The sequence below is a fragment of the uncultured Alsobacter sp. genome, from assembly GCF_945952055.1.
Classification (GTDB): domain Bacteria; phylum Pseudomonadota; class Alphaproteobacteria; order Rhizobiales; family Beijerinckiaceae; genus Alsobacter.
The window spans coordinates 35,454-50,121 of record NZ_CAMFHB010000010.1 but is presented as its reverse complement, the minus strand read 5'-3'; the positions used below and the strand labels follow the sequence as shown (position 1 = coordinate 50,121).

Annotated in this window: 5 protein-coding genes; 1 reads left to right on the top strand and 4 read right to left on the bottom strand. The window is 67.9% G+C overall.

Features of this window, described 5'->3' with window-relative positions; genetic code table 11:
• Positions 1 to 38: 38 nt before the first annotated feature.
• The 4 genes from Q0Q47_RS09965 to Q0Q47_RS09950 all read right to left on the bottom strand — a co-directional run bounded on the left by Q0Q47_RS09965 (position 39) and on the right by Q0Q47_RS09950 (position 12,645).
• Entirely contained in the window at positions 39 to 10,190 is a 10,152-nt protein-coding gene (locus Q0Q47_RS09965) for a peroxidase family protein (RefSeq protein WP_293858242.1), read from the bottom strand.
• 363 nt (positions 10,191 to 10,553) lie between these two features.
• Positions 10,554 to 11,954 carry a HAMP domain-containing sensor histidine kinase gene (locus Q0Q47_RS09960; protein ID WP_293858239.1) on the bottom strand — a complete coding sequence of 467 codons (1,401 nt, stop codon included), beginning with the start codon at positions 11,952 to 11,954 and terminating at the stop codon, positions 10,554 to 10,556.
• A gap of 4 nt (positions 11,955 to 11,958) precedes the next feature.
• On the bottom strand, positions 11,959 to 12,312 hold the full coding sequence (locus Q0Q47_RS09955) for a winged helix-turn-helix domain-containing protein (RefSeq protein ID WP_293858236.1): 354 nt from the start codon (positions 12,310 to 12,312) through the stop codon (positions 11,959 to 11,961).
• A 48-nt stretch (positions 12,313 to 12,360) separates the two neighbouring features.
• On the bottom strand, positions 12,361 to 12,645 hold the full coding sequence (locus tag Q0Q47_RS09950; protein ID WP_293858233.1) for a response regulator: 285 nt from the start codon (positions 12,643 to 12,645) through the stop codon (positions 12,361 to 12,363).
• 570 nt (positions 12,646 to 13,215) lie between these two features.
• Between Q0Q47_RS09950 and Q0Q47_RS09945 the strand changes: the two genes are divergently transcribed.
• A complete protein-coding gene (locus tag Q0Q47_RS09945) occupies positions 13,216 to 14,520 on the top strand; it encodes an enolase C-terminal domain-like protein (protein WP_293858230.1) in 1,305 nt (434 codons plus the stop codon).
• Positions 14,521 to 14,668 lie beyond the last annotated feature (148 nt).

Sequence of the window (14,668 nt, the reverse complement as noted above, 5' to 3'; positions counted from 1 at the left end):
GGTCGGGACGGGCCGCGGGGCCCGTCCCGTCATGGTCGTCAGAGGGTCACGGTGCCCGCGCCGAGGTCGTGGCGGCCGCCGATGCGCAGCGTGAAGTCGGCATCGGTGTCGCCGTCCACGTTGCCCTGCACCACGGTGACCTCGTCACCCTTCGTGTCGGTCTCGTAGGTCACCAGCAGCTGGCCTGCCGCGGTGAAGGCCGACCCGCTGAGGATCGTGAAGGCCTGGTCGCCGGAGGCACCCTGGTTGGCATCGATGGCCGACAGGTCGATCCGGTCGCCGGGCTCCAGGCTGGCGATGAAGTCGCCGTCCGCCGCGGAGGCCGACAGGAACCGGAACACGTCGTTGCCGGCGCCGCCGTCGAGCACGTTGGCCGCGTTCGAGGCCGTCAGCGTGTCGTTGCCGAAACCGGTGACGACGTTCTCGAACCCGTAGAGGATGTCGAGACCCGTGTCGGCCGCCACCGCGCTGCCGCGACCCTGGAAGCCCGTCCCCAGGTCCACCGTCATGTCCCGGGTCGAGGCCGAGGCGTCGTAGGTGTCGACGCCGCTCTCGCCCCAGTACACGTCGTTGCCGTCGCCGGCCTCGGCCATGACCCAGTCGTCGCCCGAACCGGCGAAGACCGTGTCGTTGCCGGCGCCGCCGGAGATGACGTCCGCGCCCTCGTCGCCGAAGAGGCGATCGGCCCCTGCGTCGCCGAAGATCGTGTCCGCCCCACGGCCACCGAAGGCCTGGTCGTCGCCGGCACCGGCGAAGACCGTGTCGTCGTCGTCACCGGCATGGACGAGGTCGGAGCCCTCGCCACCCGACACGTTGTCGGTGCCGCCGTTGCCGACGACCACGTCGTCCCCGCCCAGCGCCGTGATCGCCTCGCCGGTCGCCGTGCCGAGGATGGCATCGGTGGCCGCCGTGCCGGCAATCGCCGCCAGCGGAAGCGAGGGGGTGGGCGTTCCGGTCCCGTTGCCAGTGCCGTTGCCGGTGCCGTTACCGGTACCCGACCCGTTGCCGGATCCAGAGCCGTTGCCGGAACCCGTGCCGTTGCCGGAACCCGTGCCGTTGCCTGACCCGGAGCCGGAGCCGTTTCCGGAGCCGCTGCCGGCACCGTCGCCGTCATCGTCACCGTCATCAGTGCCGCCGCCCGTGCCGGCGCCGTCATCGTCTCCGTTGCCGGTATCGTCACCATTGCCGGTGCCGTCACCGTTGCCCGTGCCGTCACCGTTGCCCGTGCCGTCGCCATTCTGATCCGGCACGAGGAACGCATCGCCGGGCAGGGTCATGCCGGTGTTGCGGGCGATGATGTCCGCAAAGCGCACGTCCTCGATCTGCTGGTAGAAGTCGAAGTTCTCGAAGCGGTCGAGGTAGTAGAACCGATCGGCCTCCTGCAGCCGGTCGAACTGCTCGTGCAGCACGACCCAGAAGGTCTGTCCGACCATGCCACCGTTAATGTGCTTTTCGGCAAGGCCGCCGACCCACAGATCGACCCGGTCGATGCCCTTCACCGTGTTGCCGTTGACGAGCGCGATGTCGGGGTTGGCCGCGGTGAAGGCAGCAAGCTTCTCCGGCGTGTCGAGCACCAGGTCCGGATAGGCCTGGCGGAACTGGGCGATGACCGCGTCGGACAGGCCGTTGCGCTGCTGGAAGTCCTCCCAGGAGCTGTAGGGTGACAGGTTGCCGGCGTAGGACACCGCTTCGCGGACATAGCCGTTGGCGGAGGCCGCGAGGTCCGCGCGGACCTGGTTCAGGGTGCCGAGGCCCACGTCACGGCCACGGGCGACGTTGAAGGAGAACAGGTCGGCGTTGATGCGCACCAGGTCGTTGCGAACCGCGTCGACGATGTTGAAGTCCACCTCCTCCGCCGGCTGCTGCAGGATGCCGCCGAGGATGGAGTTGGCGCCGAGCTGCTCGTAGCCGGGCTTCGGCACGTATCCGTACTGGGCCAGCGTCGACAGCGGCGCGGTGAAGACGTCGGCGTCGTTGCTCGGGTTGAGGAAGGCGTCGAACAGCGGCACCTGCTGGGGCTGCCCGTCGGCGCCGATGACCGTGATGGTCTGTCCGATCAGCGAGTGGCCGACCCGGTACACGGCTGCGGCGAACTCATGAGAGATGCCCGCGTCCGCATCTGGGTTGTAGCCGTTCCAGCCATGGTCTCCGTCACCACGGATGCCGCCGATTAGGGCGTCGGCAAACTCGGTGAAGACGACCCGCTGGTACTCCGCCTCGTTCAGCGCCTTGGCGGCCTCGAACACCTCCTCCGCCGTGCCCTGGAAGCCCTGGGCGAGCAGGTTTTCGACGTGGAAGTTGTGGTTGCGGGCCCACACGGTGTGCATGGTCGTGAGCGTGATGTTTTCGTTCACGCGCCCGTCGCCGGCCACCACGTGGTCAAGCAGGTTGATGTAGGGGTTGGTGTCGAGCAGGAGGGCGTGGCCGGTGCCCATGAAGTTCCCGGCCATGGCCTTGACGACGTCGGTGTTGAACGAACCATCGCCGTTGAACAGACCGGCATAGTAGGTGCGGAAGGTCGTCTGGCCGCCCGCGAACTGTGGACCGCTGAAGACCGTGTCGTTGGCCCAGTGCTCGGCAATCAACTGACGCAGGGTCGGCAGCAGGTCGTGGTCCGGGTTGGACGGATCCACGCCGCCGAAGGCCAGCTTGGATCCGACCCCGCCGTTGCCGTCGGCCTGGCGCAGGAAGGTGCCGACCACCTCGTTGGAGCCATAGGCCTGATTCTGGTCGACATAGGCCGTGACTTTGTTGAGGTGCTGCGGCGTGCCCTCGCCGTCGACGAAGGCAACGCTGCCGCGGGTGAGGTCGGCGGGGTTGTTCGTCGTCGGGGTTCGGCCGGCGCCCGGCTGGTCGATGACGATCGTGCCGTTGCCGCCCTTGGGCAGGAAGTCGAGGCCGTGGTCGAAGTACTGGCCGAACGCCATGAACAGGATGTTGGCGTTGTTGGCCTGCTTGCCGAGGTCGGCTTCCTGAGCGCCGAGGATGTTGCTCAGCATCCGCGCATCGAGCCCGTCGAAGATCGGGTTGACGTCGCGGTTGCCGTCAGCCGTGCCCGCCCCGTAGCGCGCCTCGGTGAGGCGGATGAAGGTCGTGTCGGCCGCACCCTGGTCACCGTTGGCGACGTTGTTGCCCGTGCCAGAGAGGTCGCTGACACCGGGGACCACGTCGTCGTTGCCGGGGATGGCCTGACCCCGCACGACGGAGCCGAGGCCGGCGATGTCGGCTGCGGTGAGGACGAAGTTGCCGGGGGAGGCCACGTCGTCGTTGCCGGGAGTGCCCCCGGTGGTGCCGGGCGCAACAACCGTCGGCGTTCCCGCCGAGGTGAACGTCACCGAGTGGGTGCCGTTGGACAGCGTCCGGGTGCCGTTCGCGTTCACCGTCTCGGTGTAGTCGCCCGGCGTGCCCGCGGGCAGCTCGATCACGTCCTGCGGACGCAGCGTGCCGACGATGACATCGTTTCCGCCGTTGGACTTCAGGACGATGCGGTGGGCCGACGTCAGGGCCGTGATGTCGACCGTGTCGTTGCCCGCCGTGCCGTTGATGGTGATCGTGTTGGGGTTGAGAACGCCGGTGAAGTTGCCGAACACCTGGACCGTGTCGCCGCCGGCGGTTCCGTTGGCCGGCAGCGAGCCGGCCGTCTGCGGGACCGTGTTGACGACGAGTTCTTCGATCCCGCGCAGCTCGGCGACCACGTTGGCGGGCGCCGACCCGTTGCGGGTGATGACGATCTGCGTGGTGGTCAGAATTGCGGTGTTGGCCAGGCCCGGATTGGCCGCGAAGAACGCGGCCCGGGTGTAGATGCCGAAGGTCTCGGCCGACGCGTCGCCGGTGATGGCGAAGGTGTCGCCGGCCCCGGTGTTGGTGCCGCCGTCGATCGTGTCGCGGCCGTCGCCCACGAGCCAGTTGATCACGTCGTCGCCGGTGCCGGCCACGACCGAGTCGTTGCCCGCCCCTGTGAAGACCGTGTCGTTGCCGCCGTTGGCCGTGATCGTCGAGGCCGCACCGTCGGCGATGAAGATCTCGGCGTCATTCGCATTGCCGGTGAGCGAGTTGATGACGCTCACCGTGCCGGTGCCAGTGCCACCGGCGCCGTCCGACAGCGTGTAGGTGAAGTTGCGCGTCGCACCGGCGGGCAGCGCCTGCGTGGTCACGGTCGTGAGGCCGGCGCCGCGTGCGACGCTCAGGTTGTTCACGTTCTCGGCGACGCCGGTGATCGTGAGCGTGGTGTTGTCCGGGTCGGTGTCGTTCGCCAGCAGGAGCCCATCGGCCACGGAGAAGGACCCGGTGGCGATGTTGGTGCGGATCGTGTCGGCGGTGGCCGTCGGCGCGTCATTCTGGGGAACGATATTGATGCGGTGGATCGCGGGATCGCTGTCGAAGACACCGTCGTTCACGGTGACCTGGACCACCCGCTGGACCGCCGATGGATTGTTGGAGGTGTTGTTGAAGGTGACCGCCTGGATGGCGCTCTGGTAGGCCGCCAGGGACGCCGTGCCGGTGAGGTTCACCGTGATGACGCCGGGGGTGGCCGTGTTCACCGAACCGGTGATGCCGGGCGGCAGCGCGCCGGAAATCGCCATGACGTCGCCGGCCGACGCATTGGTCAGCACCACCCGGGCGGACACGAGCTGGGTGCTGTCCTCATCGGTGATCAGCGGCTCCGACCCGATCAGGATCGGCGTCGTCTGGTCCTCGTTGAAGGTGGACAGCAGGTTCTGGCCCGGCGGCACGACCGGCACCGTGTTGTTGGCCGTGATCACCAGGTTATCGACGCTGAACCGCTCGGGGAAGAAGATCAGGTCGGTATCCAGCGTGCCCACGAGGCGGAACTGGATCGCGGCGTTGGCCGTGAACCCCGTCCCCAGGGGAAGGGCGATCGACTGCGACACAGGGGTGTCGCCGTTGAAGGTGGCCAGCGTCGTGAAGTTGACGCCGTCCGCGGCGTAGCGGAACTCGAGCACCTCGTTGTCGCCGCCGAGCAGCCCGGCCGCAGCCGAGATGTTCTGGTCGGTGATGTCGAACGTGACGACGGCCGCGTTCGCACCGGAGAGATTGAGCGCACGGGTCATCGTGACGCCGCCGGCTCCACTGTTGAAGCGCAGTTCGTTCGAATTGCCCTGGTCAATCTGGACACTGCCGGCCGTAACCGAGTTGGCCCCGTCGCCTGCCTCCACCCACGGCCCATTGAAGGTGGCGGTGCCGCCGTTGTTCGAAGCTGACGCCGTGTTGAAATTGTCGGCGAGCGAGCGCACCAACGTCGTGTTGAACCCGTCGAGCGCGATGGACGGCGGTTCGGCCGGGTTTCCGCCTTCGTCGGCGTTCGAATAGACGGTCTCGATGACCCCGTCGGCGTCCTTGAACTGGGCGACGACGCGGATGGCGAGGCCTGCTTCGGCGCCGGTTACCGTGAAGGTCTGACCGCGCACAGGGACCAGTTCGTCGCCCACGGTGATGAGGATGTCGGTGAAGACACCCGACCCCGCGACCGTCTCGACCTGCCACGTGTACGAGACCTGCTGGGTGATCGCCCCGGTCGGATTGTCGACGCCGCGGTTGTCGCGGTCGATGACCCCGGCGAGGTTGGCCGTCAGCACGTCGCCGGCGGCGACGATCGGCTGACCGTCTGCCGCGCGGACGCCGTCCACCAGCACGTTGGCGCGCCCTTCCGCGATCTTGTTCTCGTGACGGGTGAGCTTGACGCTGCCGTCGGCGAAGAGCGCGCGCTCCATGTTCTTCAGGCGATCGACGCCATCGGTGCCGCCGACCCGATTGTCGGTGACGGTGATCCAGCCGTCGCCGTTGGCGTCGGTGGCGATGCCGCGCAGGGCGTCGTAGCCCTCGATCGTGTACTCGCTCAGGTTGCCCGAGAACTCCGCGATGTCGACGTTGTCGAGATCGTTCTGGTTCGTGGAGCCGGCGATCGCCTTGAAGTTCGCGTCCTGCTTGTCGTCGATGATCTCGCGAACGATGCGCAACTGCGCAACGGCGATGTCGCCCTTGAACATGCGTTGCTGGAGCGCGCCCATGCCGTCCACGGTCTCCAGGACCGTGTCGGTCTGGCGGCCCTGGCTGTCGAGCTGCACCACCTCGATGCGCACGTTCAGCCAGTTGTTGCCGTCGATCAGGTCATCGCCGCCCCGGCCTTCGATGATGTCGCTGCCCGAGCCACCGAGGAGGATGTTGCCCGTCGAGAAGCGGTTCTCGCCAGCCTCGTTGAGCTGGGCGCCGAGCCAGGCGTCGAGCCCGCGGATGAGCTTGACGTTGACGTCCTTCAGGGCGTGGTCGAGCACCGCCGCCGTGTTGGCCGCCGGGGCACCGCCACCGCCGAAGTCGGCGATGTCGTCGCCGCGCAGCATGTCCGACTTGCTGGAGCCCGACAGCGCCTCGGTCTGCGCGTACCGGTCGAGAATGGCACCGGGCGACGCCGGGAGCGTCGGCGGGGCGAACAGGCGGTTGTTCATGTCCGCCTCGATCCCGACCGGATCATTGCGGTAGGTCGCCCAGTCGAAGCCGAACTGGCCGAAGAAGCGGTCGGTGCCCAGGCCGCCGACCATGATGTCGTCGCCCTGCTCGGCATCGAAGTCGGCGTTGCCGCCGGTGGCGACCATCACGTCATGGCCCACGACAGGGCTGTCGACGCTGCGCTTGATCGGCAGGCCCTGCACGATGTCGCCGTTGTCGCCGAGCATGAGGCCGTTCTCGGTGCCCGACTCCATCCAGTCGTTGCCCTCCCCGCCCATGATCATGTCTTGGCCGGCGCCGCCCTCTCCGAAGTCGTCGCCTTGTCCGAGCAATATTTCTTCGTCGTCGACGCCACCCCACACGAAGTCGCGGCCGGTGTCGGTGATGATCAGGTTGATGCCCTGGCCGCCTGTGACCACGTCGTCGCCGGCGCCGGAGCGGATCTCGTCGTCACCGAACTGGTCGGTGATGATGTCGTTGCCTTCGCCACCGAAAATGAAATCGTTGCCGATGCCGCCTTCGAGCGTGTCGTTGCCGCCGTCGCCCCACAGGGCGTCATCGCCCTCGTCGCCGATGAGGCGGTCGTTGCCCTCGGTGCCGCCGAGCACGACGTGCTCCGGCCCGACGAACTGCAGCGTCTCGAAGAACCCGTCATTGTCCGCGTCGACGCGGATGACCTTCTGGCCGCCGTTGACGGCGCTGAGGAAGGGATCGAGACCGGCCGAGAGGCCCGTCGGGTCGGCATTGCCCAGGCCGGCATTGTACTGCTTCGATTGGTCGACCTCGAGCTGGAAGTCCATCGCCTTGAAGACGTTGCCCGGCAGATGGGTCGCGTCCGTGTTGCGGTGGATCATCTCGGCGAACTTGTTGTTCTCGAGCTGGGCCGTCAGGTTCAGGTTGGCCAGGCGCGACAGGTAGTAGAACCGGTCGCCGTTCTGCAGGTGCTCGAGCTGGACCTCGAAGACGAAGTTGAACGTCGTCCCCAGCATGCCTCCGAAGGCCATCTGCTTCTCGGCGAGGCCGCCGATCCAGAAGTCCACGTTGTTCAGGCCGCCGAGCGATGCGTCCGAGGCGTAGACGCCGCGGTGATGCAGGAAGTCGAGGCGGTCCGTCTCGGTGGCGGTGAAGACCCGCTGCTGCGCCGTGCCGCCGTTGATGGTGGCGGAGCCTCCGAGCACCAGCGCCGTAGCGACGGCGCGGCGTTCGTCGAGGGTGTTCACGTCCGGCGCCGTCAGCGCGGAATGGTTGCCGTAGGCGGCGATGAAGTTGATGACGGAGGCGGGGTTCTTGAGGTTGGCCGTGAAGTCGGCCCAGTTCAGGTAAGGCCTGACCTGGCTGTCGCCGGAGCCGGCGAAGAAGTCGGCGCGCGCGGCGTTCAGCGTGGGCACGCCGGTCTCGCGGCCGCGGGCGATGTTGAGCGCGGCGAGGTCGAGCGGCAGGCCCACGAGGTTGTTGCGCAGGGCCTCGGTGACGAACTCGTCGATCTCGTTGCCGACCTGACGCGTCATGCCGCGGACGATGGCGCCGGCCGACTCTTCGGCTGTCAGGCCACCGGCATTGAACTCGACGGGGTTGAGGAAGGCCTCGATGAGGCCGATCTGGTCGGCCGCACCGACGACGCCGCCGGAGCCGATCACCTCGTTCTCGGGGGTGAGGCGGTCGACGGTCTCGTTCAGCATCGAGTGGCCGAAGCGATAGACCGTGTGCGCGAACTCCGCGAGGATCGCCGGGTCGAGATCACCCTGGTAGTCGTTGAAGACGTTCACGAACGGCTGGACCGTCCGGGCGAACTCCTCGAACACGAGGTGCTGGTACTGCATCTCGGTGGGCAGCTTGGCGGCCTGGAAGATGCGCTCGCCGTTCCAGTCCACGGTGGCGACCGTCGCCGTCGCGAGCTGCGCGGCCGTGAGCGGCGCGTCCAGCCACTCGTTGAGGAAGTTCAGCTTGTCGAGAGCGTCGGCCTCCAGAAGCGCGCGCTCGGCCGGATCGGTGACGCCGACGAGTGCGGCCTGCGCCGCCTTCGCCTCGCTGACCAGCAGGTTCTGGATCAGGTCGACCTGACGGTTGTGCTCGGAATGGAAGACGTGATGGACGGCGGTGAGGCCGATGTTCTCGTTGCCGCGGCCGTCACCGGTGATGAAGTGACGATCGAGGAGTTCGTTGTCGTAGGTGCCGGCGGCCTGCCGCATCGCCGCGGTGCTGACGTCGCCGGGGCCCTGCTCGGTCGCGCCGGAGTCGGCCACCTCGCCCGCGTCGGGATTGGCGTTGTGGGCGATGTCGTCGAGGAAGGCGTGGCCGGTGGACACCATGCCGTCGGCCGTCCTGACGGGAGCCGCCGGCGTGCCGGAAACCGCCGTCACCGCGCCGTTGGGCCCGATCGAGCGAACCAGCTGCGGGAAGCCGTTCGCACCGGGCGTGAAGTTGCCATAGGGATCCACGACGATCTCGGGAATGTCGTGGATGTTCATGTCGTTGAGTTCGATGCCCAGCACGTTGCGGGCCTGCGCCTTGATGTCCGCCCAGGTGGCGAGTCCGCCATCGGCGCCGTTCAGCAGGCGACCGGTCGCCTCGGGCTGGCCCGCGGCGTTGAGCCGGTACTCACGATGGAACACCTGGGCCGACGGATTGGACGTGTAGGTCTGGTTCTGGTCGACGAACGGCGTGACCTTGTTGACCGCGTTGCCGTTGGCGTCGAGCGTCGAGCGCGTCAGCGCCATGAAGTTCGAATTGCCGCCAGGAACGTAGAGCGGGTCGTCGGGCTGCAGCGGCACGTAGACCGTGCCGAAGCCGCCCTTGCCGACGAGGTCGAGCCCGTGGTCGAAGAACTGGCCGAACAGGGTCATCCAGCTGTTGAACGGCGCCGAAAGTCCGGCGTCGGGCGCGACGTTCTCGATGACCAGCGTCGCCTTCGTGATGTCCCCGGAGACATGCTCCTCGAGCGTCAGGCCGAACCCCTCGACGAGCAGGCGCAGGGCGTCCTTCGCCTCCGTGACGGCCTGCGGCGTCGTCGCCGCCTTGACCGCCGCGACCGCATCGCGCACGTCGAGCATGCCCTGGAAGGGGTCCGCGACCCCTGCCATCTGAAGCGCCTTGTAGACCGCGGCCGGGTTGTTGGCGGTCTGGTCGACGATCAGGTTGGAGATGATGCGCGGATCCGCGTCGACCACGTCGCCGGGCTGAATGGCGCGGGCCGGCAGCGACGGATCATTCGCCGTGTCGATGCTGGTGCCCGGGTCTCGGAACACCGCGTAGTTGGTGTTCACGAGGTAGTTGGGCTGGATCGGCCCCGGAATGAAGGTGCCGTTCGGGCTGTTGAAGCCGCCGGGAACGGCGGTGACGCCCTGGCCACCGAACTTGGCATAGTCCGGGATGTAGCCGAAAGGCAGCGGCGGGTTATTCGGGCCCGCGGGCAGGCCCGGGAACTTCAGGAACCCGAAGTCGACCGGACCGCCGGCCCCCATGATCGGCGGGCCGAAGGCCATGCCGTCGTCGCCCTCGTTGATGAAGACCGGGTCGACCGCGTTTGGGAACGGCTGGTCGGCGGCGCCGTAGCCGCTCTGTCCGGGCGTCAGGTTGTTGTTGGATCCATCCACCCGCCGCAGCCCCCAGGGCAGCTCGCTGTTGGGAATGTATGTCCCCAGGAGCGGTTCGCCCCTCGCGTCGGCTTCGGCGATCTTGATCTGGGCGAGAATGAAGTCCAGATCGCTACGGATCATCGTGACCATGGCAAGCACTCCAAGCGGGGTTTTTCAGGGCGCGAGGACCGGGGCTGGCAGGACGCGCTGCCGGCACGGGACGCAGGACAAAGAGGGGCCAGGAACGCGCTAGAGGCGCAGCCCTGCCGCGGGCCCTTCGGGGCATCGGCAACCGGAGATCCGTGGGGGGCTGACGGGCACAAGCGCGGCGTTCCCTCTGGCGGTTTCAGGACGAGGGAGGCCGTTCGCGAACGTCGCCTGGCCGGCGCCATCCGCGTCGAACTCCCCAGAAAACGGGCATGGATTCTGCGCGTTTTGGTTGTGTCAGGTTCTCAACTCAACCTGACACAATCCTGACATCCGACAGGAAAGTTTAAGCGCTCGTTAACCGTTTTATTGAGCTAAATCTGCCAGCGCGGCGGCCTTGACGCGGCGGAACGCGAGGACCGCTCGGCCCCCTCCACGCGGAGAGCGCTCGAAGCGCAAGGCTGCCGAATGCCGCTCAGCGATTCTGCGCACCAGCGCCAGGCCCAGGCCCGAGCCTTCGGTGCCGTTTCCGCCGCGCCAGAAGGGCCGGCACAGAACGTCGGGATCCAGGGTCGGAAACCCCGGCCCGTCGTCGTCGACTGTCACCGTTCCATCCGCCTGGCCGCCGATGAAAACGTGCCCCCCCTCGGGACCGTGGCGGACGGCATTTTCCACCAGATTGCGAAGAGCCTCTTCCACGGAGAACGGGTCGCCGACGACCCTGGCTCCGGGCTCGCAGGTCACGGCCAGGCTGGTGCCGCGCCGGTCGGCCAGCGGCTTCAGCCCCGCCACAACCCTCGCCGCCACGGGGCCGATCTCCACGAGGGCGACGTGCCGGTCGGCATCCGCGTCGAGCCTGGCCCAGGCCAGCATGTTGGCGATCTTGGCGGACAGGTCGTGGACGTCGGCTTCCATGGCCCTGGCCCGATCGTCGTCGATCCCGGCGAGGTCGAGGGCCATCAGCGTCAGGGGCGTGCGCAGCTCGTGGGCCGAACGCGCGACGAACTCCTGCTGGGCCTGGACGATGGCCGACTGGCGGGCGAAGGCCCCCCGCAGGTCGTCCAGGAAGCCGTCGACCTCCTCCACGGAGGCTTCCGGGTCCCGTCTCGTGCCTGGAATCGCGGGGGCCCGGGGCCCGTCTTCGCGCAACGCCCTGCGCGCCTCTACGAGGGGGGCGAGCCCGGTCCGAATCATGAGGTAGACCAGGAAGATCGCGGACGCGATCGACAGCACCCAGACGGCGGGAACGTCGAGGGCGAGTTCGCCCAGCAGCGCATCGCGCATGAGCCCCGGGGTGCCGCGCTCGATGGCGACCTCCACGAGCATGTCGCGATCTCCGACGTCCTGCCGGAGCATCCCCCAGATGACGGGCTTGCCGTCGAGCTCGACCTCCGAGACTTCGGAGATGGTGCGCATCGGATCGTAGCGCACGAATTCGGCGACCCGGGCCAGCGTGTCGACCCGGCCGCCTTGCGCGACGATGCGTCCCGCGACCGGCTCGATGACCCGGTAGGCATTCAGGGGAGCCTCGGACCTCGCGTAAATGTCGAGGCTCTCGCTCGCGCCCGCAAGGGGAACAGGACCGGGGCCGATGCCGGTCTCGAGCGTATTGGCCACGGCGCGGGTGGCGCGATGCACGATCCCGATGTCGAGCGCGTGCCGCTCGTCGACGTTGCGCTTCGCCTGGTAGGCCAGGTGGAGGGAGAACAGGAGCAACAGTACCGCGCCGACGCGGACGGCAATACGCCCGGCGAAGCTGCTGGGCACGGTCTCAGGCCCCCACCGTCTCGTCCAGGGAGTAGCCGAGCCCCTTCATGGTCCGGATGGCGATGGGGCTCCCCAGCGCCTCCAGGGCCCGGCGCAACCGGGACATGGTCTTGTCGACGGCGTAGTCCGACGTGCCGTCCGAGCCGCCCAGCCGGATCTGCAGGGTTTCGCGGCGCACCGGGCGCCCGCCAGCCTTGATCAGGAGTTCGAGCACGCGGGCCTCGGTCCGGGTCAGGCGCGCCTTGCGGCCGGCATAGCGGGCCTCGTTGCCCGCCTCGTCGAGTTCGAGGCCCGCGAAGAGGAGTTGCGGCGGGGCCGCGCGCGCCGACCGGCGCAGCAGCGCCGCGACGCGCGACACCAGCTCGCGGGGATGGAAGGGCTTGGTGAGGTAGTCGTCGGCACCGACCTAGAGGCAGGTTACCTTCGCGTCCACATTGCACTCGGCCGACAGGACCAGCGCGGGGGTCTCGTCACCGGCGGTCCGAACCCGGTCGATGATCTCCGACCCGTCCTCCTCGCCCAGCCTGAGATCGACCAGATAGAGCGAGTGGCGGCGGGCGGACCAGGCGTCGAAGAACTCGGCGGGGCTCTTGCTGGAGGTGACCGCATAGCCGGCCGTGCGCAGGATCTGCTCGATGTGGACGCAGATCCGCGGGTTGTCTTCGACGAGCAAGATGGAATGCGTGGACAAGGCGTTCCCCAGCGTCTCGTTGGCACGGCATGTTCCCGCCACGGTTAAGCTCGCGCTCCCGGGTCTTTAAGAACTTCCCCTATAATCTGATTGAATTAATTGGACCGATGAATCAAGCCTCCTTTGGAGGTGTGCTTAACATTGACGAAGACTTGATCGGACTTATCCCACGCCCCTCAAACAACATCGTCGTGATGTTAAATAACGGAGTGGCTCCGGCAGCCTGCCGTTGCCCAGACGCAAGCCCGGCACGCACCCGACCCGCGCTCCTTGCGCAGCACGGGTTCTGCCGATTTGCTAGAAGACGAGCTGCGGCATCCGTGCCGCGCCGAGGGGTGAGGAGCGGGTAGAACGCTCCCCGGGGGAAATGCCGATGCCAACGATGCACGCGACGGCGGGCAAAGGGCGCACGCCCGCGATGGGCCGGCTGCGGCCGTCGCTCCCCTTCCTTCGCGCTGTCACCACTCCTTCCGGCACCGTTGGCTCCACCCGCGCCGGCATCGGCCCGCGCGGCGCGGCCTGACGGCGCCCTCCCCGCCCTTTCCTCTCGCGACGCAGGAGCCCATAGCCATGGCGACGAACGACAGCATCCCGCTCCAGGCGGTGCCCCCAGCCTGGGAGCCCTCCGGCGGGCTGCCGCCGGTGCGCATCACCAACGTCAAGGTGATCTGCACCGCCCCCGACAACATCCGCCTGGTGATCGTGAAGGTGGAGACGAGCGAGCCCGGCCTCTACGGGCTCGGCTGCGCGACCTTCACCCAGCGCCCCCTCGCGGTGGTGACGGCGATCGAGCAGTACATGAAGCCCTTCGTGCTCGGCCGCGACGTCGACGACATCGAGGACATCTGGCAGGCGGCCTTCGTCAGCTCCTACTGGCGCAGCGGTCCCGTGCTCAACAACGCCATGTCGGGCATCGACCAGGCGCTGTGGGACATCAAGGGCAAGCGCGCCAACATGCCGCTCTACCAGCTCTTCGGCGGGCGCAGCCGGCGGTCGGCAGACGTCTATGTCCATGCCACGGGCACCGACTTCGACGAGCTGGAGGACCGCGTCCGCTTCTACCGGGAGCAGGGCCACCGCCACATCCGCTGCCAGGTCGCCGTCCCCGGCTACTCGACCTACGGCACCGGCGCCTCCTCCTCGACGACCGGACAGCCCGCCCAGTCCTACCGGCTGGCGACGGCGCATTCCGCCTGGGAGCCCCGCCCCTACTGCCACCGCGTGCTCGACATGTTCGAGCGCGTGCGCGGCACGTTCGGCCGCGAGATCGAACTCCTGCACGACGTGCACGAGCGCATCCCGCCGATCATGGCCATCCAGCTGGCCAAGGACCTCGAGCGCTACGGCCTGTTCTTCCTCGAGGACGTGTTCGCCCCTGAGGACCAGGGCTACTTCGCGATGCTGCGGGCGCAGACGGCGACGCCGATCGCCATGGGCGAGCTCTACGTCAACCAGCATGAATACGTGCCGGTGATCCGCGACCGGCTGATCGACTTCATCCGGTGCCACATCTCCGACATCGGCGGCCTCACACCGGCCAAGAAGCTCGCCGCCTTCTCGGAGTTCTTCGGCGTGCGCACCGCCTGGCACGGCCCGGGAGACACCTCCCCGGTGGGGCACGCGGCCAACCTGCATCTCGACCTGCACACGCCGAACTTCGGCATCCAGGAGGCCACGCTGTTCGGCGAGCGCACCAAGGAGGTCTTCCCCGGCTGCCCGGAGATCCACGACGGCGCCATGTGGTCCAACGACAAGCCCGGCCTCGGCATCGACGTCGACGAGGCGCTGGCCGCCAAGTACCCGTTCCCCGAGCACCCGATCAACGGCGCCTGGCCGGAGATCCGCCGTGCGGACGGCACGGTGATCAAGCCGTAAGCGGCCTGACCTCCCTCTCTCCGTCATCCCCGGGCTTCGGCCCGGGGATCCACGACTTTGCAACGTCCGAAGCGAAGTCGTGGATGCCCGGGCCAAGCCCTTCTGGATTCACACATCTCGCTCAAGCCGGAAGGTAGGGCGCTTTCCC